22 protein-coding genes are annotated in these 25,011 nt (G+C 70.6%); 13 read left to right on the plus strand and 9 right to left on the minus strand.

Features of this window, described 5'->3' with window-relative positions; genetic code table 11:
- Nucleotides 1–97: 97 nt before the first annotated feature.
- The 3 genes from DKM19_RS52030 (at nt 98) to DKM19_RS28885 (ending at nt 7,493) form a co-directional block, all read left to right on the plus strand.
- Nucleotides 98–3,763, plus strand: coding sequence for an indolepyruvate ferredoxin oxidoreductase family protein (locus tag DKM19_RS52030; protein WP_239513642.1), 3,666 nt, complete (start codon nt 98–100; stop codon nt 3,761–3,763).
- Between the two features lie 125 nt (nt 3,764–3,888).
- Nucleotides 3,889–4,272, plus strand: coding sequence for a hypothetical protein (locus DKM19_RS51025; protein ID WP_204358289.1), 384 nt, complete (start codon nt 3,889–3,891; stop codon nt 4,270–4,272).
- Nucleotides 4,269–7,493 carry a hypothetical protein gene (locus DKM19_RS28885; RefSeq protein WP_110699857.1) on the plus strand — a complete coding sequence of 1,075 codons (3,225 nt, stop codon included), beginning with the start codon at nt 4,269–4,271 and terminating at the stop codon, nt 7,491–7,493. Before DKM19_RS51025 ends, DKM19_RS28885 begins: the two co-directional genes overlap by 4 nt.
- Before the next feature lie 166 nt (nt 7,494–7,659).
- On the opposite strand, the gene DKM19_RS28890 is transcribed toward DKM19_RS28885, so the two are convergent.
- Genes DKM19_RS28890 through DKM19_RS28915 form a run of 6 tightly spaced genes read right to left on the minus strand, consistent with a single transcriptional unit; the run spans nt 7,660 to nt 12,780 of the window.
- Nucleotides 7,660–8,772 (minus strand): HAMP domain-containing sensor histidine kinase, encoded by a 1,113-nt coding sequence (locus tag DKM19_RS28890; protein ID WP_110699859.1) that lies wholly within the window; start codon nt 8,770–8,772, stop codon nt 7,660–7,662.
- Nucleotides 8,769–9,422 (minus strand): response regulator transcription factor, encoded by a 654-nt coding sequence (locus DKM19_RS28895; protein WP_110699861.1) that lies wholly within the window; start codon nt 9,420–9,422, stop codon nt 8,769–8,771. The genes DKM19_RS28890 and DKM19_RS28895 overlap by 4 nt, the downstream gene beginning before the upstream one ends.
- A gap of 16 nt (nt 9,423–9,438) precedes the next feature.
- Nucleotides 9,439–10,617 carry an ABC transporter permease gene (locus DKM19_RS28900; RefSeq protein ID WP_110699863.1) on the minus strand — a complete coding sequence of 393 codons (1,179 nt, stop codon included), beginning with the start codon at nt 10,615–10,617 and terminating at the stop codon, nt 9,439–9,441.
- 35 nt (nt 10,618–10,652) lie between these two features.
- Complete coding sequence (locus DKM19_RS28905; protein ID WP_110699865.1) at nt 10,653–11,315, minus strand: ABC transporter ATP-binding protein; 663 nt, start codon at nt 11,313–11,315, stop codon at nt 10,653–10,655.
- Nucleotides 11,312–12,349 carry a peptidoglycan-binding protein gene (locus tag DKM19_RS28910; protein WP_110699867.1) on the minus strand — a complete coding sequence of 346 codons (1,038 nt, stop codon included), beginning with the start codon at nt 12,347–12,349 and terminating at the stop codon, nt 11,312–11,314. The genes DKM19_RS28905 and DKM19_RS28910 overlap by 4 nt, the downstream gene beginning before the upstream one ends.
- Nucleotides 12,346–12,780, minus strand: a complete 435-nt coding sequence (locus DKM19_RS28915) for a hypothetical protein (protein WP_162641854.1) — start codon at nt 12,778–12,780, stop codon at nt 12,346–12,348. The genes DKM19_RS28910 and DKM19_RS28915 overlap by 4 nt, the downstream gene beginning before the upstream one ends.
- 250 nt (nt 12,781–13,030) lie before the next feature.
- On the opposite strand from DKM19_RS28915, the gene DKM19_RS28920 reads away from it, so the two are divergent.
- Nucleotides 13,031–13,786, plus strand: a complete 756-nt coding sequence (locus DKM19_RS28920) for a protein phosphatase 2C domain-containing protein (protein ID WP_204358290.1) — start codon at nt 13,031–13,033, stop codon at nt 13,784–13,786.
- Between the two features lie 133 nt (nt 13,787–13,919).
- On the opposite strand, the gene DKM19_RS28925 is transcribed toward DKM19_RS28920, so the two are convergent.
- Together DKM19_RS28925 and DKM19_RS49870 are read right to left on the minus strand one after the other, a co-directional pair.
- Entirely contained in the window at nt 13,920–14,462 is a 543-nt protein-coding gene (locus DKM19_RS28925) for a GNAT family N-acetyltransferase (protein ID WP_110699873.1), read from the minus strand.
- A gap of 447 nt (nt 14,463–14,909) precedes the next feature.
- Nucleotides 14,910–15,356, minus strand: a complete 447-nt coding sequence (locus DKM19_RS49870; RefSeq protein ID WP_162641855.1) for an STAS domain-containing protein — start codon at nt 15,354–15,356, stop codon at nt 14,910–14,912.
- Between the two features lie 217 nt (nt 15,357–15,573).
- On the opposite strand from DKM19_RS49870, the gene DKM19_RS28935 reads away from it, so the two are divergent.
- From DKM19_RS28935 to DKM19_RS28970, 8 genes are all read left to right on the plus strand, one after another.
- On the plus strand, nt 15,574–15,894 hold the full coding sequence (locus DKM19_RS28935) for a plasmid stabilization protein (protein WP_110699875.1): 321 nt from the start codon (nt 15,574–15,576) through the stop codon (nt 15,892–15,894).
- Between the two features lie 191 nt (nt 15,895–16,085).
- Nucleotides 16,086–16,892, plus strand: coding sequence for an inositol monophosphatase family protein (locus DKM19_RS28940; RefSeq protein ID WP_110706064.1), 807 nt, complete (start codon nt 16,086–16,088; stop codon nt 16,890–16,892).
- Between the two features lie 572 nt (nt 16,893–17,464).
- Complete coding sequence (locus DKM19_RS28945) at nt 17,465–18,829, plus strand: MFS transporter (RefSeq protein ID WP_204358291.1); 1,365 nt, start codon at nt 17,465–17,467, stop codon at nt 18,827–18,829.
- Nucleotides 18,830–18,924: 95 nt separating this feature from the next.
- Nucleotides 18,925–19,728 carry an N-acyl homoserine lactonase family protein gene (locus DKM19_RS28950; RefSeq protein ID WP_204358292.1) on the plus strand — a complete coding sequence of 268 codons (804 nt, stop codon included), beginning with the start codon at nt 18,925–18,927 and terminating at the stop codon, nt 19,726–19,728.
- 232 nt (nt 19,729–19,960) lie between these two features.
- Complete coding sequence (aroQ, locus tag DKM19_RS28955; RefSeq protein ID WP_110699879.1) at nt 19,961–20,431, plus strand: type II 3-dehydroquinate dehydratase; 471 nt, start codon at nt 19,961–19,963, stop codon at nt 20,429–20,431.
- Complete coding sequence (locus tag DKM19_RS28960; protein ID WP_110699881.1) at nt 20,428–21,276, plus strand: shikimate dehydrogenase; 849 nt, start codon at nt 20,428–20,430, stop codon at nt 21,274–21,276. Before aroQ ends, DKM19_RS28960 begins: the two co-directional genes overlap by 4 nt.
- Nucleotides 21,277–21,290: 14 nt before the next feature.
- Complete coding sequence (locus DKM19_RS28965; protein ID WP_110699883.1) at nt 21,291–23,105, plus strand: bifunctional sugar phosphate isomerase/epimerase/4-hydroxyphenylpyruvate dioxygenase family protein; 1,815 nt, start codon at nt 21,291–21,293, stop codon at nt 23,103–23,105.
- 54 nt (nt 23,106–23,159) lie between these two features.
- A complete protein-coding gene (locus DKM19_RS28970) occupies nt 23,160–23,834 on the plus strand; it encodes a TetR family transcriptional regulator (protein WP_089208174.1) in 675 nt (224 codons plus the stop codon).
- A 120-nt stretch (nt 23,835–23,954) separates the two neighbouring features.
- Here the strand turns inward: DKM19_RS28970 and DKM19_RS28975 are convergent, their stop codons facing one another.
- A complete protein-coding gene (locus tag DKM19_RS28975) occupies nt 23,955–24,356 on the minus strand; it encodes a nuclear transport factor 2 family protein (RefSeq protein ID WP_110699885.1) in 402 nt (133 codons plus the stop codon).
- Between the two features lie 76 nt (nt 24,357–24,432).
- Between DKM19_RS28975 and DKM19_RS28980 the strand changes: the two genes are divergently transcribed.
- Entirely contained in the window at nt 24,433–24,987 is a 555-nt protein-coding gene (locus DKM19_RS28980; RefSeq protein WP_110699887.1) for a TetR/AcrR family transcriptional regulator, read from the plus strand.
- Nucleotides 24,988–25,011: the final 24 nt, after the last annotated feature.

Below are 25,011 nucleotides of genomic sequence, written 5' to 3' on the forward strand. Positions count from 1 at the left end.
GACCCCTTCCGGGCCGCAAAGATTGACATCGAATTTCGTTCGGTCTGACATAACCTTGCGGCAATCAAAGCTTGGCCGACCAGACGGGACAACGATCATGACGATCTTCGCCGACGCTCGCGAGGTGATGCCCGACGATCGGTACTCACTCGACGAGGGCCAGGTCTTCATGACCGGCACCCAGGCGCTGGTCAGGGTGATCTTCGACCAGATGCGCGCCGACCGCCTTGCCAGCCGTGACACCGGCGCGATGGTGTCCGGTTACCCCGGCTCCCCGCTCGGCGGCTTCGACCAGGAGCTGGCACGCTCCCGCAAGTACGCCGAGCCGCTCGACGTCGTCCACCGTCCCGGCCAGAACGAGGAGCTCGGCGCCACCGCCGTGTGGGGCAGCCAGCTCGTGCCGTCCCTCCCCAGTCCGCGGAAGGCCGGCGTCCTGGGCGTCTGGTACGGCAAGGCTCCCGGAGTGGACCGCGCGGCCGACGCGTTCCGGCACGGCAACTTCGTCGGCGCCCACCCCGAGGGCGGCCTGATCGCCCTGTGCGGCGACGACCCGACCTGCAAATCCTCCACCCTCCCCTCAGCCACCGAGAGCGCACTCGCCGCTCTCGGAATGCCGGTCGTCCATCCCGGCAGCGTCCAGGAGCTGCTCGACCTGGGCCGCCACGCGATAGCGGCGTCCCGGGCCAGCGGCCTGTGGGTCGCGGTGAAGGCCGTCTCCAACGTCGTAGACGCCACCGGCACCGTGAACGTCGGGCATGACCGGGTCATCCCGGTCATGCCCGTCGTCGAATACGAGGGCAGGCCGTACCGGCACGCGCCCAACGCCACCCTGCTCACCCCGTGGTCACTGGAGATGGAGCGCACGCTCGTCGGCCCGCGCCTGGAACTGGCCCGCGCCTACGCCCGCGAGAACGGGCTCAACCAGATCACCGCGGACCCCCGCGACGCCTGGCTCGGCATCGCCGCCTCCGGCACCGCCTACTACGACGTGCGCGAAGGACTCCGCAAGCTCGGCGTCACGCCGGAGGAGCTCGGCATCCGCCTCCTCAAGGTCGGCATGCTCTGGCCGCTGGAGCCCCAGATCGTCCGGACCTTCGCCCGGGGGCTGACGGAGATCCTCGTCGTGGAGGAGAAGACCCCGCTGCTGGAGGGTCAGGTCAAGGACATCCTGTACGGCACCGCCGACGCCCCGCGCGTCCTGGGCAAGCTCGACGAGAACGGCGCGCAGCTGATCCCGCACTCGGGGGCCGTCGACGCCGACCTGGCGGCCAAGGCCATCGCCTTCCGCCTGCGCCGCAGGGGCCTCACCGGAGGATCCACGACGGAGCTCGCCGTCCGCACCACTGCCAAGCTCAACGGCCTCGCCCTGGCGGGGCCGGCCGGCTCGGTCACGGCGGAGCTCACCGGTCCCGCCGGTGCGGAGCCGGGCACACCCGTGGCGGAGACCAGCGGTCCCGCCGGTGCGGAGACCGCCGGCCCGTTCACGGCGGAGCTCGGCGACCGGGTCGCCAGGGGCCTGTCCGTGATCTCGCGCCCGGCTCCGCTGAAGCTGCTCGGTCCCTCCCGCACCCCGTTCTTCTGCTCGGGCTGCCCGCACAACCGCTCCACCGCCGTCCCGGACGGCGCGCTGGTCGGCGCGGGGATCGGCTGCCACACGATGGTGGTGCTCAACCCCGAGAGCAAGGGCACGCTCACCGGACTGACCCAGATGGGCGGCGAGGGAACGCAGTGGATCGGCCAGGCGCCGTTCACCGACGTCCCGCACATCTTCCAGAACCTCGGCGACGGCACCTTCCACCACAGCGGCTCGCTCGCGGTCAGGGCCGCGGTCGGCGCGGGCGTCAACATCACCTACAAGCTGCTCTACAACAGCGCGGTCGCGATGACCGGCGGCCAGAAGATCACCCCGGCCCTCTCTGTGCCCGAGCTCACCCGCTGGCTGGAGATCGAGGGCGTCCGCCAGGTCATCGTCACCACCGACGAGCCCGAGCGCTACCGGGGTGTCAAACTGTCGAAGATCGCCGAGGTCCGCGACAGGACCGCGCTGGAGGACGCGCAGCGCGAGCTGGCCGCCGTTCCCGGCGTGACCGTGCTGATCCACGACCAGCAGTGCGCGGCCACGAAGCGCCGGGAGCGCAAGAAGGGCAACCTGCCCGATCCGGCCAAGCGAGTGGTGATCAACCAGCGGGTCTGCGAGGGCTGCGGTGACTGCGGGCAGAAGTCCGAGTGCCTGTCGGTGCTGCCGGTGGAGACCGAGTTCGGCCGCAAGACCGAGATCCACCAGTCGTCCTGCAACAAGGACTACTCCTGCGTGGAGGGCGACTGCCCGTCCTTCCTGACCATCCTGCCCGCCAAGGGCAAGGCCAAGTCCGGCAAGCGCGCCGTACCCACTCCCCCGGTCATGCCCGCGCCCGAGGCCCGCACCGGGGAGACCATGATCAGAATGGTCGGCATCGGCGGCACCGGCGTGATCTCGGTCGCGCAGATCCTCGGCACCGCCGCGATGCTCGACGGCAAGCAGTCACGCGGGCTCGACCAGACCGGCCTGGCCCAGAAGGGCGGCACGGTCGTCTCCGACATCCTGATCTTCGAGGGTGACGGCGACCGTTCGGCACAGGCCGGTACGGCCAGCGTGGACGCCTACCTCGCGCTGGACCTGATCGGCGCCACCGATCCCAAGCACCTGGGCGCCGCCGACCGTGACCGGACCGTCGCCGTGGTCTCCACCAGCCTGATCCCGACCGGTTCCATGGTGCTCGACCCGTCCACGCACGTCACCGAGGTCGGCTCGCCGATCGGCGCGCTGGAGTCGCGGACCCGGCGCGAGCTGAACGTCTACCTCGACGCCGAGGAGGTGGCCCAGGCGCTGTTCGGCGACCACATGCCGGCCAACACGATCATCCTGGGGGCGGCCTGGCAGCGCGGGCTCATCCCGCTCGGCCTGGAGTCGATCGAACGGGCCATCCGGCTGGGCGGCGGCAAGGCGGCCGACAGGACGATCGCCGCCTTCCACTGGGGCCGCGCCGTCGTCGCCGACCCCGAGGCCGTGGCGCGGGAGACCCATCCCCAGGTGCCGGCCGAGCAGCCCCCGAACCCCGAGACGACCCGCCTCGCGGACTCGATCGCCGCCCCCGGCACCGAGCTGCACCGGATCCTGACGGTCCGGATGGCCGACCTCGCCGCCTACCAGAACCACGGCTACGCCGTCCGCTACGCCGACGCGGTCCACGCGGTCCGCGCCGCGGAACGGCAGGTCTCCGCCGAGCGCTCCCCGATCACCGAGGCCTACGCCCTCCACCTGTACCGGCTGATGGCCTACAAGGACGAGTACGAGGTGGCCCGCCTGCACCTCGACCCGGCCGAGCGGGCGCGGATCGCCGCCGAGTTCGGCCCGGGGGCGAGGGTCTCCTACAACCTGCACCCGCCGGTCCTGCGCGCCATGGGCATGAAGCGCAAGATCCGCCTCGGTGCCTGGTTCGACCCGGCCTTCCGCCTGCTGTACGGCATGCGCGCGCTGCGCGGCACCCCGCTGGACCCGTTCGGCATGGGCGGGGTGCGCAGGACCGAGCGCGGGCTCGTCGACGAATACACCCGCGACGTGCATCTCGCCCTGGCCCACCTGCGCCCTGAGACCGAGGAGCAGGTCCGCGAACTGGCCGAACTGCCCGACGTCATCCGCGGCTACGAGCACGTGAAGCTCCGCAACGTGGCCACCTACCGCACCTCCGCCAAGGCCATCCTCGATCGCCTGACCGGCAACTGAGATCCACGCGTCCCTGGCGGGCGTTGATCTCAGACCATGGCCCCCGACCGCATCGTGAACGTCGGGGGCCATGCGCGCATACCGGCCGCGCCGGTTTGTCAGTGGGATGATCTACTGTCCCGGCCATGACTTCAGCGACGCAGGCGTACAGGTACGCCGCGCCCTCCTCCCTTGTCGACGGTCGTCTCGGATCGGCGACCTTCGGCGGCCGGGCCCTGTCCGGCCCGGCCGTGACCCCCCGGTTCTTCAGCGGCGTGGTGCCCCAGGCGGCCCCCGCCGGCTTCTCCGGTGAGGGCGCGGTGCTCGACCTGGCCACCGACGAGGCCGAGAACGACGCCGACGTGTTGGGCATGCTGCTCAACTTCGAGCCCGAGGTCGAGATCGGCCTGCCGGCCGACGGATCCTGCACCCGCGAGTGGTGGTGGGACCATCGCGGCTCCCGTGGGCCGTGCGAACACGTGCCGGCCGCCCGGATCGTCGCCCGCGCCGCCGTGGAGGTCTCCCGATGACCCTCTGGACGGAGATCTGTGATCTGGTCACCCGCAACCAGGTCACCCGCCTGACCGACCGGCTGGTCACGCTCACCGAGGAGGAGCGCGCCGAGCTGGGCGGACGGTTGCCCGGCCTCGTCAAGGAGCTGCGCCGTGTCCGCACCGAGCAGGTGCGCGCCCACGATCCCGACGACTTCGAGGAGACGGCCTCCTGGGAGGTCGGCGACCTGCTCGACGGACTGGCCGACGCGCTGCTGCTGACCGGTGTCGGCGTCATCACCGGCCCGGCGGCCGCGGTGACGTGGATGACCAGCCGCGACGTCAACCGCCGCTGGGCCGGGGACCCCAACGTCGCCCAGGTGTGCCGGGTGGCGGCCACCCGCCCCCGGGAGTGGCGTCGTGATGTCGCGGTCCGGCTGGCCCAGCGGGTGCGCCGTCCCGCCGACCGCATCGCGCCGCTGGCCGTGGCGCTGCTGCGTGAGTCCGGCGCCGTGCCGCCCGACCACGACCCGCTGGTGGCCGCCTGGCTGGCCGCGCCGAGCGTGGCCGGTGACCCGCTGACCCCCGTGCTACTGCCTCGGGTCTTCGACGCCGACGGCGCGGGCCGCGCCCTCCGTGACGAGCGGCTGGAGCCCCGGCCGACCCGCTGGCTGGCCGCCGCCGCCCGCGAGCTGCCCAGGGAGCAGGTGCTCGACGGTTGCGTGAACCGTTTCCTGCGCGGCGGCGAGGCGCAGGACCTGCGGTTCTTCGTCCGGCTGCACCTGCTCCTCGACCCCACACCCGCGGAGTCCGCGCCCCGCCTGCGCGACTACCTGCGGTTGTTGCCGTCGGCTCCGGGCACGGTCGCCGAGCTGGCCGCCGGGCAGGTGCGCGGGGCCATGCCGCTCGACCACGCCGACCTGGTCGAGGCGGTCGACGCGCTCACCTTCCGGGACGAGGCCAAGCTCGCCGCCACGGGCCTGCGCTGGCTCGACCAGGCGATCCGGGCCACGCCCGAGGCGGCCGCCGATTTTGTGACCGCGCTGACCACGGCGTACGCGCACAAGTCCTTCGACGTGCGCAACCGCGCGGTGGAGCTCACCCTGAAGCACTCCGACCTGTTCGCCGACCACACCGAGGCGATCCTCGACGCGATCCCCCAGCTCCCCGCCGACGTGGGCGCCAGGCTCGCCGCCCGGTTCGGCGGGGAGAGGCCCGTCGAGGAGCTGATCGAGGCCAAGGAGTTCCCGCCGCTGCCCGAGGTGCCCTCACCGGAGCGTTTCCCCGAGCCGTCGATCTCCCCGAACCACCACGAGCGGTGGACCGGACGGGAACGCTGGATGGCGGCGTTCGTCGCCGGGGTCGCGGAGAACCGCACGAACCTGCGCCGCAGGCTGAAGCCACACGTCGAGGTCGAGCAGCGGACGCAGTACCGGCGGGACAGGGATGAGATCACCGACCCCGGCGAATGGCAGGCCGTGCTGGCCGAGGAGCTCGTCGTGCCCGGCACCCTGCCGGAGATCCCCCCTGTCGGCCCGGAGAAGTTCTGGGACGACCCGAGTCGCTCGTTCTCGGTTCGCACGGTCGCCCGGGGCGAGGAGATCGAGCTGGAGCCGCCGAAACGGCGGATCACGGTGATCGGCGGCTGGCGCCCCGGCCGCTACCTCGACGACGACACCCCGCTCCGCGTCATCTTCATCACCTGGACCAGCGACGACGGCCCGGCCGGGGCCGTGGCCGTCGAGGCCGGCGAGCCGATCCCCTTCGCCAACGGCCGGGTCTACCTGTACGGGCAGCCCTCCGATGACGACCGGGCATCGGGTACAGGCCCCGGCGAGTCCGAGGAGTTCGAGGAGCATGAGGACTTCGACGACGACGTCCCGGATCACCACGAGCGCCGTCCGGTGGAGCCCGGAGTCCTCTACGACGACTCGGTGGCGGCCATGCCGTGGCACAGCCTGCATCGCGTCTACGAGCGCATGGCCGAGCTGGGAGTGAGCCCCGAGCGGATCACGGCCATGAAGAAGGGCCTGCCGGTGCCCCCGCCGGGTCCGGACGAGCCGCTCGTGGCGGTCACCGTCGGCTTCGTCCCGCCCCGGTTGCGCTCCTTCCAGCCCCAGCCGCTTCCGCCCCCGCACGAGTGGCGGCGGCGGCACCGGCTCCCGCACCCGAACCGTCTCTCGCCGCCGTCCGACTTCCTCGTCAACCGCTACGCGGAGCTGTACGGGGCCCTGCGCACCGGCACGCTGCCGCCGGTGCTGCTGGCCACGCCGACGTGGATGACCGGCCACCTCGATCCCGACGTGCTGGCCGACCGGCTGGAGACGTGTGCCGCCGCGGGCGTGGAACCGCTGCGGGCCGATCTGGCGCAGGCGCTGCTACGGCTGCCCCGGGGCAGCCACCCGGCCGCCGCCGACCGGGCCGCGAAGATCGATTCCGCGGCGGCGCGCAGGGCGGCCGAATGGCTGGCCGGGCGGGGGATGCCCGACCCGGAGTGCGGTCTCCGGTGGACCCACATGGTGGACGCGTCCATGGTCGAGTTCGGCGACGGCGAACCCGGGCACTTCAACGAGGTCTGCCTGAAGCCGGTGCTGCAGGCCACGCCCACCGGCGACGAGCTGATCGACGACGTCCTGCTGCGACAGCCGTTCGACTGGTCGGACGAGGGCCTGGGCAGCGGGATCGGCGGGTGGCCGGCCATGCTGCCCTCGCACCGCGAGGTGGTGGCCGTGAACATGCTGCCGTTCGTGCTCCGCAGCCGCTGGTACGCGACCGTGACCCCGGCGGAGCTGTCCCGCCTGGCCGCCTGCGACGGCCCCGTGGGCGAGGCGACGGCGGTGATCATCGCTTTTCTGCTGGGGAGCGGCGTGCCCGGGACGATCCCGGTGGTCCTGCGGATGGCGGCCAGAGGCGACCTGCCCGCCGAGGCGATCGGCCGCCAGCTCGCGCTGGTGCTGCGCCGCACCTGGCAGGAGACCCGCCCCGCCATCGCGGCCCTGACCGAGCTGGCCGACGCCGGCGGCCACCACGAGGTGTGGCGCATCCTGCGCACTCTGCTGCCCGCGATGTTGCCGGGCGAGGGGCAGCGCATCACCGTGACCCACACCGAGCTCGTCGCCTTCGCCGCCGACGTGGCACGCTGGACCGGCGCGCACGAGGAGATCCCGGTCGTCGCCGGGTTCGCGCGCAGCCGCCGGACGATCCGCTTCGTCCACGAGTGCAAGCGTCTTCACGCCCAGCTCACCGGGGCCACGTCATGACCTCCGACCACATCCGTACCGAGATCAGGAATCTCGTACTCAACCACGACGCCGAGGGCCTGGCGTTGCGTTGCCGAAGCTCACCAACGCCGAGACCGCACCGGCTGGTGAAGGCGGTCTCCGGATGCCCGGTGTGCCGAACCGGCCGCCCGGAACTCCTGACATCTCAGAAGGGCGGGAGCCACACGGTGACGACCAGGCCGCCACCGTGACGGGGAACCGCCTCCGCCGCGCCGCCGTGGGCGCGGGCGACGGCCCGTACGATCGACAGGCCGAGACCCGCGCCACCGGCCGAGCCCGTACGGTCGGTCAGCCGCCGGAACGGCTCGAACAGGCGGGGCACCAGTCCTAGGGCGATCTCGGGGCCGGTGTTCTCCACGCTGACGAAGGACCCCTCCCGGTCGTCGCCCGTACGCACCGAGACGAAAGCCCGCTCGTCGTTGTACTTGACGGCGTTGTCGACGAGGTTGCCGATCACCCGCTCCAGCAGGATGGCGTCGCCCATCGCCGGAGCGGGTTCGAGGTCGGCCTCGACCGTCCCGTGCTGCTGTAGCACCGAGCGGGCGAGGTCGGCCAGATCGACGGGCTCGCGCTCGGTCAGCTCCCGCTCGGTGTTGGCCAGCGTCAGCAGCCCCTCGATGAGCCGTTCCTGGCGGACGTTCGAGGCCAGCAACTCGTCGCGTACGGGCCGCAGCCCGCCGGGGAGCGAGGCGTCGGCGAGCGCCACCTGGAGCAGCGCCCTGTCGATGGCGAGCGGCGTTCTGAGCTCGTGCGAGGCGTTGGCGACGAAGCGGCGCTGCCCGTCGAAGGCGCTGTCGAGCCGTTCGAGCATGGAGTCGAAGGTGTCGGCCAGCTCTTTGATCTCGTCGTGCGGGCCGTCCATCGAGATGCGGCGGTGCAGGGTGCTGCCGGACAACCGCCGGGCGGTCTCGGTGACCCTGTGCAGCGGGGCGAGCGTGCGCCGGGCGACGAGCCAGCCGACGACGAGCCCGGCCGCCCCGACCACGACGGTCGCCAGGATCGACCACGCCAGCATCGAGCCGGTGACGACCGCCCGGTATGACTGCAGCTTGTCCTCGACCTGCAGGAGGATGATCTCGTCAGGAGGGGCGGGGTTCGGACCCGGCGCGACGGGCGCGACCGGAGACGTGATCGGCCGGCTGACGATCTGCTTGACGACCAGGTAGTTGACGATCACCAGGATGCCCGCGGTCAGGAAGAACAGGCTGCCGTACACGATGGTCAGCCTCCACCTGACCGGCAGCCGACGGCCGGTCACAGCCGGTACCCGACACCGGTGACCGTCTCGATCACCGGTGGCCCGCCCAGCTTCTTGCGCAGGGTGCCGACCGTGACCCGCACCGAGTTGGTGAAGTAGTTGATGTTCTCGTCCCACGCCTTCTCCAGGAGATCCTCGGCGCTCACCACCGCTCCCTCCGCGCGGAGAAGCACTTCCAGGACGGCGAACTCCTTGGGGCTGAGCGCGACGTACCTGCCGTCCCTGAACACCTCGTGGTGCGCCGGGTCGAGGGTGATGCCGGCCCTCGCCAGGACGGGCAGCAACCGCGCGGGCACCCGCCGGGCCAGCGCCCGCAGCCTGGCCACCAGTTCGGGGAAGTCGAACGGCTTGGCCAGGTAGTCGTCCGCGCCGATCGACAGCCCCTCCACCTTCGAGCGCAGATCGCTCGCCGCCGTGAGCATGATGATCCGCGCCGGGACGCGGCCGGCGGTCAGCCTGCGGCACACCTCGTCCCCGTGCAGTTTGGGCAGGTCCCGGTCGAGCACGATCACGTCGTAGTCGTTCGTCATCGCCCGCTCCAGGGCCGCGTCGCCGTCGTACACGACGTCCACGGCCATCGCCTCCTTGCGCAGCCCCATCGCCACGACATCGGCCAGGACGTGCTCGTCCTCCGCAATCAGCACCCGCATGTCTGAAGGATCTCCATTACGTAGTGGAAAGCGCCAGTGTGGGCGACATCTTGGCCGCCCGCATCGCCGGATATATCCCGGCCACCGTCCCGACGAGCAGCGTCGCGGCCAGGCCGCCGCCCAGCGCCCACACCGGGAGCACGGCGGGCAGTCCCCGCCAGGCGGCGAAGCCGTAGGTGACGGCCGTCCCGAGGACCGCGCCCGTCCCCCCTCCGAGTACGGCGAGCAGCAGCGACTCGACGAGGAACTGGATCCGCACCTGACCCCGGGTGGCGCCGAGCGAGCGGCGCAGCCCGATCTCGCGGCGCCGCTCCAGTACCGAGATGACCATCGTGTTGGCCACGCCGACCCCGCCGACCAGCAGGGCCACCGCGCCGATGCCGATCAGCAGGCTGGTGAACGCCCCCACCGTGGCGGCCCGGGCGGCGAGCAGGTCCGACGGGCGGCTGATGCTCACCTCCTCCGGCTCCCGGGGGTTGACCACCCTGGGCAGCAGGGCCCGCACCTCGGCGACGGACCGCTCGGCCGACCTGGTGTAGATGGTCGTCGGGTAGCCGTCGAAGCCCAGGAACTCGCCGGCGGCGGCGAAACCGGTCAGGGCGGAGGAGCCGATGTCCGCGGCCGGCGAGGACGGCTCCAGCACGCCGATCACCGTCCACCACTGGCCGCCGATCCACACCTGGCCGCCCGGGCCCGCGCCCAGCCGGTCGGTCGCCTCCGCGCCCAGGACCGTCGACCGCTGCGCCGCGGTCGCCGCGTTCAGCCAGGTGCCCTGCCGTACCCGGATCTGGAGCGTTCGCGGCAGGTCGAGAGAGGCGGCGCGGACCTGCAGGCCACCCGTGCGCGACGACGGGACGCGGTCGTTGCGGAAGAGCGGCAGTCCCGTGTCGCCGGTCTCGCCGGCCATCTGGACCTGGTCCATCGCCCTGACCATCGCGGTCGACTCCTTGGGCAGCCTGGAGTTCCCGCCGAAGAGGTCCGAGCCGGCGCTGACGGTCAGCAGGCCGGTGCCGTACCTGTCGAGGTCCGCCAGCAGCTTGGCCTGGCTCGACGACGAGATGCCGAGCACGGAGAGCATCGTCGCGATGCCGATCGCGATGCCCAGCGCGGAGAGCAGCACCCGCGTGGGCCGGCTGCGCAGCCCCGCCGCTCCCACCAGCAGTACGTCACCCAGGCTCAGCCGCGCCGGTTTCATACGACCCGCAGAGCCCGGGCTCGATCGCGCCGGTTTCATGACACGTCCCCCTCTGTCCGCCCGTCGCGCATGCGGATCCGGCGGGGCGCGGCCGACGCCACCTCGTTGTCGTGGGTGATGATCGCCACGGTGGTGCCCGCCGCGTTCAGCTCGCGCAGGATCCCGAGGACCTCGGTGCCCGAAACGCTGTCCAGGTTGCCGGTCGGCTCGTCCGCCAGCAGCAGCGCCGGCTCGCCGACCACCGCGCGGGCCACCGCGACCCGCTGCCGCTCCCCGCCGGACAGCTCCGCCTGGCGGTGGTCGAGCCGGTGACCGAGTCCGACCCGCTCCAGCGCCGCGACCGCCCGCCGCCCTCGCTCGCGCCGCGGCACACCCGCGTACAGCAGCCCGTCGGCCACGTTCTCCCTGGCCGACAGGCCCTCGGCCAGGTGGAAGTGCTGGAACACGAACCCGATCCGCCGCGCGCGGAGAGCCGACACCTCGCGGTCGCTCAGCGCGGCCACGTCGTGGCCGTCGATCAGCACCGTCCCGGTGGACGGCCGGTCGAGCGTGCCGATGAGATGCAGCAGGGTGGATTTCCCCGACCCGGACGGGCCGACGATCGCGACCAGTTCCCCGGCCCCCACCCGCAGGTTCACGTCGTGCAGCGCGCGTACGCCGCCCGGATACGTCTTTCCCACACCCGTCAGCTCGATCATGTCCTGGGCACCTCCACCTTCATCCCGGCGGCGAGCCCGGCGCCGGAGATCTCGACGCGGCTCACCGCGAACAGGCCGGTGGTGACGGTGACGACGCGGGCCGTCGTACCGGCCACCACCCGCACGCCGTACGCGCCGTCACGCAGCGCGAGCAGCGCCTCGACCGGCACGGACAGCACGTCCTCATGCCGTTCCGTCTGGAGCTCGACCGTCACCGGGGCCTGGTCGAGCCGGCCCATCCGGCCCGTCACGGTGGCCTCGACGCCGATGGTCGCCTCCGCGTCCTGCCCCTTGCCCGCCGTCGCGGTGGCCGCGATCGAGGAGATGCGCCCCTTGACCTTGCGGCCGTCCGGCGTCTCCACGGTCACCTTCGCGCCGATACGAGCGAATTGCTGGTACGAGGCCTGCAGGTCGATGTGCACCCGCCGGGTGACGTCGGTCGTGGTGACCACCGACGCTCCCGCGGGATCCCCCTTCCGCGCGGTGTTGTGACCGATGCGCAGCGGGCCGGCGGCGACGATCACCTGGGCCGCGTCGACCGTCCCCGTCCTCGTCAGGCCGTGATCGCGCTGCCAGGCCAGGACGGCCCGCGACGTCAGCCGGCCGAAGTGGCGATCGACGGTGCCGGGCCGGTAGCCGAGCGCGGCCAGGTTGCGCTCCAGCTGCTCGACGTCCGCTCCGCTCCTACCGAGGGTGAGCGTCCGGTAGACGGGCGTGGTGCCGTACATCAGGATGACGGGACGCTCGTCGACCCGATACAGCCACCCGCCCCTGCGCACCACGGAACCCTCCGCGCGCGTCCTGGTCACGGTGCCCGGCGCCCGGTTGGGCTGGACCCTGCTGCCGGAGTATCTCAGCGTGCCGCCGACCTTCTTGGTGTCCACGAGGTCGGACCGGGTGATCTCCGCGGTGGCCCGCTCGCCGGTGGCACCGGCCGCCGGCGTGGTCGTCTCGCCGGTGAGGGCCAGCGCGGCGACCGCCCCGCCGGCCACCACCACCGCCACCGCGCCGGCGGCCAGCACCCGGGAGGTCATCGCGGCGGGCCCATCAGCGACTTGCAGGCCTTCTCGGCCGCCTGGAGCGCGGGCGCGTCCTTGCTGACCGGCATCTTCATCTCGATGCCGCCGTCGGAGTTCTGGACCGGGTCTTTCGCGTCCACGCCGTGCTCGCGCAGGCATGCCGCGTACTTGAGCCCCTGGTCCATCATCCTCTTGCGGTCTTCGGCCGAGGCGCCTTCGTCGACGGGCGCGAACTGCTTGCAGGCCGCCCTCGCCTCCTCCCCCGTCTTGGCGTCGGGCCCTTCGATCCTGGTGGCGTCACCGTCGACGGTGACTTTCAGGCCGTGCTCGCGCAGGCAGGCGTGGTATTTCACCGGGTCTCCGCTGCTTCCCGCGAAGATGCCGGTCGTGCCGCAACCGGCGAGAAGGAAGGGGATCGCCATCAGCGCGGCGAGTCTCGTTTTCATATGCGATTTCTAACGAGAACCCGTTAAACACCCTTTAAGCGATTTCGTTTAACCAATCTTTATCTCCTGCTCGTCCGAGGCCCGGCGGGTGGCGTCGCGGGCCGATCGCCGCTCCTTCCAACGCGATCATCGGATGCGCACGTTTACTTTGCATCGATCGGCCAACCTCGATCCTGACCTACAGGGCATCATGAAGGCGTGGAGCTCGCCAGCCCGTACGACGCCTCGCCCCGGACGTGATCCGGCTCCTGTGCACATCACCTATGAGACCGCCGCGGCGCCCGGCCGGCCGCGTAACGAGGACTACGTGATCGGCGGTCCGACGTGGGTCGCCGTGCTCGACGGCGCCACCGCCCCGGCCGGGGTCGACTCCGGCTGCTGCCACGACGTCCCGTGGCTGGTCGCCCAGCTCGGCAGCGCGCTGGCCCGCCGGATCGCGACGCGGCCCGAGGAAAGTCTGTCCGACATCGTGGCCGGCGCCATCCGAACGACGATGGCGGCCCATGCCGGCACCTGCGACCTGGCCAACCCCGACAGCCCGTCGTCCACGGTCGCCGTACTGCGCGAGCGGGGAGGGCTGGTGGACTATCTGGTGCTGTGCGACTCGCCCATCGTGCTCCAGCGCACGGATGGCACGCTCACCCTGGTCGATGACGACCGGACCGACCATCTTCCCGGCGGACGTCCGTACAGTCTCGAACTGGTCCGGGCGTCGCGGAACCGACCCGGCGGATTCTGGGTGGCATCCACCGCGCCGGAAGCGGCGTACGAGGCGCTGACGGGGTCGGTCGGGCTGGACACGGTGAGCGGCGCGCTACTGGCCACCGACGGCGTGACACGGCTGGTGGAGTGGTACGACCACACCTGGGAGCAGATGGTGGCCACGGCCGCCGCCGCCGGACCCGGGGAACTGATCGGGCTCGTGCGGAAAGAGGAGCGCGAGCGAGGCACACCCGGCTTCGCGAAACGGCACGACGATGCGACAGCGGTGTGGCTCTCCTGGTGAAGCCCCCGCCATACGACGGCGAGGGACAAGCCCCGGACGGCGGAAAGCCCCGGCGCCGGGAAGACTTCCGAGGTTCTCGCACGTTCGGAGGCCAGGCGCGGGAACCGTGATCCGCCGAGCATCGATCCGTGGATCAGCCGCCGTGGGTGGCATCGAATTCACCGCGGGTGATCGCCAGGACTCGCACCGGCTGCCCGTGGGCCGGGACCACCGTCTCCCGTTCCTGGCGCATGCCCAGCTTCGTCATAATGCGGGCGGACGCGTGGTGGTCGACGTGGCAGATGCTGATGATCCGGTCCAGACCCACCTCGGTGAATCCGAAGCGCAGCGCCTCTCCGGCTGCCTCGGTGGCGATGCCCCGACCCCAGAAATGCCGTCCCAGCCGCCAGCCGATCTCCACCGCAGGCAGCACCTCGGGCAGGAAGCCGGGGACCGCCAGCCCAGCCCAACCGGCCAGCTCCCCGGTCTCGCGCAGTTCCACGGCGAATATTCCGAAACCACGCTCGTCCCACCCCCGCTCCATGGACGCGAGCGCGGCCGCGGTCTGCTCCCTGGTGCGGACCGAGCCGTCGCCGATGAAGCGCATGACCTCCGGATCTCCGTCGATCACGGCCAGCGGTTCCAGATCGTCCTCATGCCAGCGACGCAGCACCAGTCGCTCGGTTTCCAACTCCATCGCCGATCGATCCCTCCTCAGCCGGGCCGCCTTCAGGCATCCGATTCCGCGGATACAGCGAAGGCGCCCAAGATCCGTTTGCGGAGACGGACCTGGACACCCTCTTGATCGCACTATATGTGGAGATCGAGGGAAATCGGCGGGCGGGCGGATCGCCGCTACTCAGCGGCTCCTAGCCGGTCCGCCCGTCGGTGGCCCAGATGTGCCGGCTACCGTTCCGAGGCCCGCCGCGCGGCGCGCTCCCAGGCCATGACGGGGCCTCGCCGATCCGAACCAGAGCAGTCTCCTACCGTTGCCGATCCATTACCCATAGCGATGGATCATGGGTGCGTAGTGATCACCCCTCCAACCCCACGGGCATCGAAAGCCGCGTAAGCCGACAGTGCGGCCTTCGGTCGGACACGGCTTTCGGTGCCCTCTCACGACCGGTTGAGCGGATATGGGTGCCTACGACATTTCGTCGGCCACACCCCATGCGGCCTGGTCCGGCCCTTGCTGTCGCAGGACGCGTACCGTGTCTTCCAGGTTCTCCGCGACCTCGAAGTGATCCGTCATGCGCGTCACCTCAAAGAGGCGTCGAGGATTGCTTTCAGGAGCGAGAACCACGATCAGGCGCCCGCTGCGCTCCGCGACCCTGTCGCGCGTCTCCAGCAGAACGTTTATCCCTGTCGAGCCCATGAAGGTCAACCGTGTGAGATCCATGATCAGCGTGAGTGCGTCGAAGGTGAGCAACACCTCATCGAGCTGCACGCGAACGCGGGGGGTGGTGAGGGTATCCAGCTCGCCGAGGAGCCGGACAACCCGCAGCGAGTCCAGCCGCCAGGTCTGTATCTCCAGCTGCGTATCAGGATCATCATCCATGAGCGGAGACGGGAAGATCGGATCAGGAGACACCAGGCGCTCACCTTCGCGGGCATGGCGGAAAGATGGCCGCGTCTCTGGACCGAAACCCACTCTACCCGTCCCTGCCCGACGCCCCGGCCGGTGACCCCGACGGGCTGACCAGCGACTGGCCCGCACCCGTTCGACCGGTGCCCGCATGCCGGGGCAGCGTTGGGGCATGGACCGGACAAGGGCATACGTGACGAAGGATCGAGGGAAGGAGATCGTCATGCCTCGGGGATCCAGTCCCAAGCGGGAACGGCAGTACGAGCACATCAAGGACAGCGAACGCGAGCGCGGCGTGAGCGAGAAGCGGGCGACCGAGATCGCGGCCCGTACGGTGAACAAGGAGCGGGCCAGAGCCGGTGAGTCACGGACCGCGAGCCGTACCTCGACCCAGGACATCTCCTCATCGCGGCGCGGCGGGCTGCGCTCACACTCGGGAGCGGGTGGCCGGACGCGGGACCAGCTGTATGCCGAGGCCAAGCGTCGCGGCATCGAGGGTCGTTCGAAGATGACGAAGGCGCAGTTGGAGAAGGCGCTCGGCTAGAGCCTCCGGGGCGTGGACTCCTGCGCGCCCGCCACCGGTCGTGCGAACAGGCCGTCATCCCCGCCGGCCGAGCGGCGGGTGACGGCCGAGGTGAAGCGCTCGGCCGGGCCGTCAGTCCCAAGACAGCGCTTATCGCGTCCGGCCCCATTCATGGGCGGCGGCGGCCGGGTTATCCTGCACGCATGCCGATCATGGACGCGGGAACCGATGCGGAGCTGGCCGTGGCCGCAGCGCAGGCGGGAGCAGCCGTGGTTCGCGGCATGTACGGGACGCGGCTGGCGCGGTTCGAGAAGTCTGCCGGTGACTTCGCCACAGCCGCCGATCTCGAAGCGGAGAAGGCCATCCTTGACCTCCTTCGGACCGCTCGGCCAGATGATGCCGTGACCGGAGAGGAGAGCGGACGAACGGGCGCGGATGACACGGAGCGCATGTGGCTGGTCGATCCTCTCTGCGGCACGCTGAACTACGCCGTGCGGAACATGCTGGTCGCCGTGAACGTCGCCCTGCGCGTGGGGTCCGACATCACCGCGGCGGCATCGGCCGACCCGTTCGCCGAAGAGGTGTTCTGGACGGACGGCGAACGCGCCTACGTCCGCGCCGGCGGCGTGGATGAGAAACTCACGCCGTCGTCCGATTCGCGGTTGGTGGATGTCAACCTCGATCCACCGTTCCCGAACGGACCGGGCTTCCGGGCGGTCCGCCTTCTCGCCGACGCCGAGTTCTCTGGGCGGTTCCAGCCGCGGGTCGTCTCCACCACCCTGGCGGTGGCCTGGGTCGCCGCCGGCCGCAGGGCCGCATACGTCACCGACGGCCACCTCCGTGACAGCGTGCACTTCGCCGGTGGAATCGCACTGTGCCAAGCCGCCGGATGCGTGGTGACCGGCATCCATGGCCAACCGCTGCACACCGGTCCAGGCGGGCTTGTCGTGGCCGCCGACCAGGAGACGCACGCCGCGCTGCTGCAGATGATCGGCAATCAGGTCCCATCCGATCGATAGCCGGCCTGCCCGCCGTTCGGAGTGGCGTGCGTCCTGGGTGTACGGCAGGGCGAAGAGACAGCGGATCTCGTCCGTCCCGAGATATCGGTTTCAGCGCGCCGAGGCGCTCACGGCCGAGCGGAGCGTCGCCTACGGCGAGGCCTCACAGGCAGCGAGCCGCGCCGAAAAAGATCTTGCGGTTACGGCGGGGAAACACCCTTGTAATGTACGAACTAGTGAGTTAGTTTCGACCGCACGAGCTCTGATGGAGGGGCCGCCCGGCAGTCGGCGTACTGCGATCGCGAGCGTAGGGTGCGACGCCGGACAGGTGGCGACCTTCATCGCGAGATTCGCCGTCCCCGTAGTTAACTATCTAGTTCGTCCCTCACCGTCGCAGATCCGTCTGACGAATCCGCTCACGCGGGAGAGCCCCGCGGCCGAGCGATCGAACGGCACCCCCCGTCGCCCCCCGCACCCGGTCCGTGGAGGCTTGACCTGGTCATGCCCCCGCCACGACATCGAGCGGGCGTCCGCCCCCCGGCACCGATCGTCTCGCCGTCGACGCATCGGAGCATTCGCAGAGGAGAACCACCTTGACCACAGACCCAGCCGGCTCCGGCGCGGCCGTTCCTCCCATCGCGCAAGGCAAGCCCCGGAAGGCGGCGCTCGCCGCCTGGATCGGGAGTGCGCTGGAGTACTACGACTTCTTCATCTACGGCACCGCCGCGGCCCTGGTCTTCAGCAAGATCTTCTTCCCCTCGTCCTCCCCCGCCACCGGTACGCTCCTGGCTCTGGCGACGTTCGGCGTCGGTTACCTCGCCCGCCCGGTCGGCGCTTTTGTCCTCGGGCACGTCGGCGACAAGTTCGGCCGCAAGAAGGTCCTGGTCTTCACCCTGGTGCTGATGGGGATCTCGACCTTCCTCGTCGGCTGCCTGCCCACCTACGACCAGGTCGGGGTGCTCGCCCCGGTGCTTCTGGTCGTTCTCCGGCTGTTGCAGGGCTTCTCGGTGGCCGGCGAGCAGGCCGGCGCGAACTCCATGACGCTTGAGCACGCCCCGCCGAACCGTCGCGCGTACTACACGAGCTTCACCCTCAACGGCACCCAGGCCGGTCAGATCATCGCGACGGCGATCTTCCTGCCCATCGCCGCCCTCCCCGAGGAGCAGCTGCTGTCCTGGGGCTGGCGGGTGCCGTTCTGGCTCAGCATCATCGTCGCCGCGGTCGGGCTCATCATCCGCCGCACGCTCGAGGAGACCCCGGCGTTCGAGCAGGAGGTCGCGAGCAACAGCGTCGCCAAGCTGCCCCTGGCCGTACTGTTCCGGACGCACAAGGTCGATGTCCTGCGCGTGGTCGTGGCCGCGGTGATCGCCTCCGTCAGTACGATCTTCACGGTCCACGCCCTGTCCTACGCGGTCAACACGATCGGGCTGGAACGTTCGCCCATGCTGTGGGTCGGCGTCCTCGCCAACGTCGCGGCCGTGATCACGATCCCGCTGTGGGGCAGGCTGTCGGACCGGATCGGACGCAAGCCGGTGTTCATCGGCGGCTCCCTGGGCTGCGCCGTGCTGATGTTCGCCTACCTGGGGTCGATCGCGGCCGGCAACTACATCCTGATCTTCCTGGTCGGGATCCTCATGTTCGGCATCGTGCACAGCGCGACCAGCGGGGTGTGGCCGTCGTTCTACGGCGAGATGTTCAGCACCCGGGTCCGCCTCTCCGGCATGGCGATCGGCACCCAGATCGGCTTCGCGATCGCCGGGTTCGCCCCCACGATCGCGACCGCCATCGCCGGAACGGGTAAGGACAGCTGGCTCGGCGTCTCGATCTTCATCGCGGTCCTGTGCCTGATCAACGTGGCCGCGGTGGCGACCGGACGCGAAACCTACAAGGTCCCCACCGAGGATCTCGGTGTGAAGAGGGGAAGGACCTCATCGGAGCCCGCGGCGGCCTCCGCCTGACGACGGAGCCCGGCATCGGAGCCTGACGCCGAACCTGACAACCGCAGCCTGACGACCGCAGATTGACGGCCGGAGCCTGACGACCGGAGATTGATGTGAGCAGCATCGGGGCAGATGACGAGTTCCGCGTCTACGCGATCCGCTACGCGCGGCGAGACGGGCGGCGTGGCCAGCACTTCCACGGCTACGACGCCCGGTGGGACGAGCCGCATCCGACGGCCTACTACGTCTGGCTGGCGGTCTCCGCGAACCACACGGTCCTCGTCGACACCGGGATCCACCCCGACCGGGCCGCCGGCGTCGCGGGCCTGGAGTATCTCGCCTCTCCCTCCCAGACGCTGGCCGAGATGGGGGTGGCCGCTGAGTCCGTCGACCATGTCGTCCTGACCCACCTGCACTACGACCACACCGGTACGGCCCGCGAGTTCGAGGCCGCACGTTACGTGCTCCAGCGGTCCGAACTCGACTACTGGACCGGGCCGTGGGCGGAGCGCATCACCAGGGAGCGGTGGCTGCTCTCCGAGAGCGACCTGGCACACCTGCGGGCCGCTCAGAAGGAGGGCCGGGTACGGCTCGTCGACGGGGACGCGTCCGTCGTCCCGGGGCTGAGCGTGCATCTGGTCGGCGGGCACACCGCGGGCATGCAGGTGGTCCGGGTGCGGACGGCGCAGGGGCATGCGGTGCTGGCCTCGGACGCGAGCCACTTCTACGAGAACATCGAGGACGACCGGCCCTTCGCGATCCTGCACAGCATGACCGGCATGTACGGAGCGTTCGACCGGATCAAGGAGTTGTCCGACAGGCCTCACCTCGTGGTCGCCGGCCATGATCCGGAGGTGCTCGACCGCTTTCCCCCACTCTCGGCCTCCCTCGCGGGCCGGGTCGCGGTGATCGCATAAGGTCCGCGCGGACGCGGATCCGAGGCGGTGACGCCGGTCAGATCGGAGACCGGCCGGCGTCCGGCCGACGCGCCTCATCGAACGCGACCCAGGCGGGGCGGTCCTTTCCAGGGGACCGGCCGGCGTCCGGCCGACGCGCCTCATCGGACGTGACCCAGGCGGGTGGTTCTTCCCAGAGGCGAATCGCCGGACTATAAAGTAACGTACTAGTTCGTACATTCAGGAGTGGTCAATGTCCCGCGCCCCCGGCGCCCGCGTACTGGTTCTCAACGGACCCAACCTCAACCTGCTCGGCCGGCGCGAGCCGGAGCTGTACGGCATCGTCACGCTGGACGAGATCGAGTCCCTGTGCCAGGCGTTCGGCGAGAAGAACGACCTGCTGATCGACTTCCGGCAGAGCAACCACGAAGGCGTGCTCATCGACGCCGTACAGGAGGCCGGGCAGCACGCCGCGGGCATCGTGATCAACGCGGCCGGCTACACGCACACCTCGGTCGCCCTGCGCGACGCCCTGGCCAGCGTGGGCATCCCGATCGTCGAGGTGCACCTGACCAACATCCACCGCCGCGAGGCGTACCGCCGCACGTCGTTCGTCTCCGAGGTCGCTGACGCCCTGATCTGCGGCGCCGGAGCGCACGGCTACGTCCTGGCCCTCACCCATCTGTCCCACCTGCTGGAGAATCTGGAGAAGGGCGACCGATGACCTCCCACCTGGTCGGGCTGATCGGTGCGGGCGTCAGCCCCTCTCTCAGCCCTCCCCTGCACGAGCGAGAGGCGGACTTCCACGGCCTCCGCTATCTCTACCGCCTCATCGACATCGCCGATCTCGGACTGGACGCGGAGGCGGCCGGCGACCTCGTGCGCGCGGCCCGGCAGCTCGGCTACACCGGGCTCAACATCACCCATCCGTGCAAGCAGACCGTCATCAAGCACCTGGACGAGCTCTCGCCCGACGCCGCGATGCTCGGCGCCGTCAACACCGTCGTGTTCGACGGGGACCGCGCCATCGGGCACAACACCGACTGGACGGGATTCGCCCGGTCCTTCACCCGAGGGCTGCCGGACGCGTCCACGCGCCGGATCGTGCAGCTCGGGGCGGGTGGCGCGGGCGCCGCGGTCGCGCACGCGCTGCTGACCCTCGGCGCCGGCCGGATCACCCTCGTCGACGTCCAGCCCGACCGGGCGGTCTCGCTGGCCGCCGAGCTGGCGGACCGGTTTGGTGCCGGGCGCGCCGAGGCCGCGACCGAGCTGGCCGGGCTGCTGCCCGACGCGGACGGCCTGGTCAACGTGACCCCCACCGGCATGGCCGCGCATCCCGGACTGCCCCTGCCCGCCGACCTGCTGCACCCGGCGCTCTGGGTCGCCGACGTGGTCTACCGCCCGCTGGAGACGGAGCTGCTCCGCCGCGCGCGGACGCTTGGCTGCCGGACCCTTGACGGCGGGGGCATGGTCGTCTTCCAGGCCGCCCACGCCTTCCATCTCTTCACCGGATGCGAGCCCGACGCCGAACGGATGCTCGCCCACCTGACCGATCTCGTCAGTGCCTGAGAGGGAGAACCGACATGCGCAAGTCCATCGCCACGGTGTCGCTCAGCGGCACGCTGGCCGAGAAGCTGACCGCGATCGCCGGCGCGGGGTTCGACGGTGTGGAGATCTTCGAGAACGACCTGCTCGCCAGCCCCCTGTCCCCCGAGGAGGTGCGCGTACGGGCTGCGGACCTCGGTCTGAGCATCGATCTCTACCAGCCGTTCCGTGACTTCGAGGCGGTCCCCGCCAACGTCCTCGACCGGAACCTGCGCCGCGCCGAGCACAAGTTCGACGTGATGGAACGGCTCGGTTCGACCCGGCTGCTCGTCTGTTCCAGCGTTTCTCCCGAGGCCGTCGACGACGACGCGCTCGCCGCCGAACAGCTGCGCCTCCTCGCCGAGCGGGCGGCCGAGCACGGGATCAGGATCGCTTACGAGGCGCTCGCCTGGGGCCGCCACGTCAACGAGTATCTGCATGCCTGGCGGATCGCACGGATGGCCGACCATCCGTCTCTGGGCGTCTGCCTCGACAGCTTCCACATCCTGTCGCGGGGTTCCGACCCCGGTGGCATCGAGGCGATCCCCGGCGAAAAGATCTTTTTCCTGCAGCTCGCCGATGCCCCGCTCCTCGCGATGGACGTCCTGCAGTGGAGCCGCCACTACCGCTGCTTCCCCGGGCAGGGCGGCTTCGACCTGGCGGGTCTGGTGGCTCACGTCCTGCGAGCCGGATATTCCGGGCCGCTGTCGCTGGAGGTGTTCAACGACGTCTTCCGGCAGGCCGACACCGCCCGTACCGCGGTCGACGCCATGCGGTCTCTGATCGCCCTGGAGGAGTCGGCGGCGAGGCGCCTGCCGCAGGCCGCCGCCCTCTCCGTCCCGCCGCGCCCCGTCGTCCCCACCGGATTCGCCTTCGCCGAGCTGGCCGCCTCCGATACCGCCGAGCTCGGCGCGTTGCTGCGCGCCCTCGGACTCGCGCGTACGGGTGTGCACGGCGGCAAGCCGGTCGAGCTCTGGGAGCAGGGTCAGGCCAGGATCCTGCTGAACGCGGGAGAGCCGGCGGAGGATCCGTCCCTCGACGCGATCGGGCTGGAGACCCCCGATCCTGCGGGTTCGGTCAAACGCGCGCAGTCGCTGCTCTCCCCGACCCTTCCGCGCCGCCGCGCCCCGCACGACGCCCCGCTGGACTCCGTCGCCGCCCCCGACGGCACCGCGCTGTTCTTCTGCCGTACGGCGCAACCGGACCACACCAGCTGGACCGATGACTTCACCGGCGCCTCCGTGGAGCCGGTGCCCGGCGAGATCACTCACATCGACCATGTGGCGCTCACCCAGCCGTGGCACCACTTCGACGAGGCCTCGCTCTTCTACCGCAGCGTCCTCGGCCTGCGACCGCAGGAGAGCCTGGAGCTGGCCGACCCCTACGGCCTGCTCAGGAGCAGGGCGATGACCAACGCCGACGGCACGGTGCGCATAGCGCTCAACGTGGCCTACGTCGGCTCGCACGCCTCCCACCCCGACGTCTCCTGGCAGCACGTCGCGCTGGCCAGCCGGGACATCGTCGCCACGGCTCGCAGGCTTCGCGCTCTCGGCGGCGTGCTGCTGCCGATCCCCGGCAACTACTACGACGATCTCGAAGCCCGCCACGACCTGGGGCCCGAGCGGCACCGGATGCTCAGGGAGCTCGGGCTGCTCTACGACCGTGACGCCCGCGGCGAGTTCCTCCACCTCTACACGATCACCGTCGGGCGCGTGTTCTTCGAGATCGTCCAGCGCATCGGCGGCTATGACGGCTACGGCGCGCAGAACGCGCCCATCCGGCTGACCGCCCAGCACGCGGCCGCTGATCGGTGAGTTCGTGGCAATAAGATGAGGCCCGACCAGGACTCGTCATCCCCGTGGAGCCTCATGCCCTCGCAGCCCGCGACCCGCGCAGCCGGGGAACGTCAGCGTGACCCCGACCGTACCAAGGCGGAGATCCTCGCGGTCGCGCAGCGGGAGTTCGCCCGGCACGGCTACGCCGGCGCCAGGGTGGACGAGATCGCCGACCTCACGCGGACGACCAAGCGGATGATCTACTACTACTTCGGCGGCAAGGAACAGCTCTACATCGCCGCCCTGGAGAACGCCTACTCCGAGGTCCGGGCCGTCGAGCGCACGCTCGACGTGGAGCATCTGGCGCCGATCGAGGCGATCCGCACCCTCGCGGAGCTGACCTTCGACCACCATGACGCCCACCGCGACTTCATCAAGCTCGTCAGCATCGAGAACATCCACCAGGCCGAGCACATCCGCAAATCGGAGGCCCTGGCGAACCTGGGCACCCCCGTGCTCGACGTGATCTCCCAGATCCTCGACGCGGGCCAGGCCTCCGGCGACTTCGTCACCGAGGCCGACGCCGTCGACGTGCACATGATGATCAGCTCGTTCTGCTTCTTCCGCATCGCCAACCAGCACACCTTCGGCGCGCTGTTCGGGCGTGACCTGACCGCTCCCGAGCACCGGGACAGGCATCGCACGATGATCGGCGAGATGGTCGTCGCCTACCTCACGGGCGCGGGCGAGCGCACCCCGTCCTCCTGACACCGCCGAGGCCGGCGAAGCGGAACCCCCTCTCCTCCTGAACGGCGACGCCTCGGGTGCACGTTGGCGCTCCCCCGCCGTCCGATCGGGTGAGCGGAAGCGCCCGGCCCGGCACGGTGGTCAGGCGTTTCGGGCCTGGGCGACTCCGGCGGCGTCCATGTAGTCGCGGCAGTGGACGATGTGGCCGTCCCTGACCCGGAGAACCAGCAGGCCGGGCACCCTGAACCGGCCGCCGGTGGTGTCCACGACGCCCATCGTCTCGTGTTCGACGACGATCACCTCGGAGTCGGTGGTCTCGTAGGTGACCACGTTGCGGATCTCCTCCACCCGCGCCGGACTCGCGCCCCACATGGCCCGGTATCCGGCGCGGATCTTTTCGCGTCCCTCGAACCGGGGCGGCAGACCGGGGGTGGTGAAGGGGAACTCGTGAACGGCGTCCTCGGCGTAGAGGTCGGCGAGGGCATCGGCCGACTTGCGAAGCATCGCGTCGTGATAGCGGGCGACGATGGTCGTGATCTGCATGACTGCTCCATTCGCTCAACGTGTGTTGAGTGTACGAGTCGCGATCTCGTTGGGTCAACGGCTGTAGAGTCACGACGTGAACCTCTCCAGGGCCGACCGGCGCCGCCACTCCGAGCAACGGATCCTGGAGGCGGCGCGCGCGCTGTTCGCCGAGCGGGGCTTCGAGCGCACGACCATCAGGGCGGTCGCCACGGAGGCAGGTGTCGATCCGGCCCTCGTCATGCAGTACTTCGAGTCCAAGCAGGGGTTGTTCAGCCGGGCCGTCCAGGCCTCTCCCGTGCCCGAGGGAGAGTCGGAGCCGGGAGAGCTCATCGAGCGGATGCTGGAGACGCTCGGCGTGAAGCTGAGCGGGCTGCCCCCGACCTCGCTGGCGATGATGCGCTCGATGCTCACCCACCCCGAGGCGGCCACCTCCGCCCAAGCCGCGCTCGGCACGCAGATCGACCGGATCGGGTCGGCACTCGCCGGCGACGACGCCCGCCTGCGCGCGGCGCTGGTGACCTCGATCATGCTCGGTGTCACCATCGGCCACCAGCTGCTCGATCTCGAACCCCTGCGCGACGCGCCCCAGGAGGAGATCGACCGTCTCCTGCGGCCCTGCCTGCTCGCACTCCTGCACAACCCCGCCTGACGGCGCGGACCTGTCCTCGCGGCG

Origin of the sequence: Streptosporangium sp. 'caverna' (assembly GCF_003203775.1) — a bacterium.
Taxonomy (GTDB): domain Bacteria; phylum Actinomycetota; class Actinomycetes; order Streptosporangiales; family Streptosporangiaceae; genus Streptosporangium; species Streptosporangium subroseum.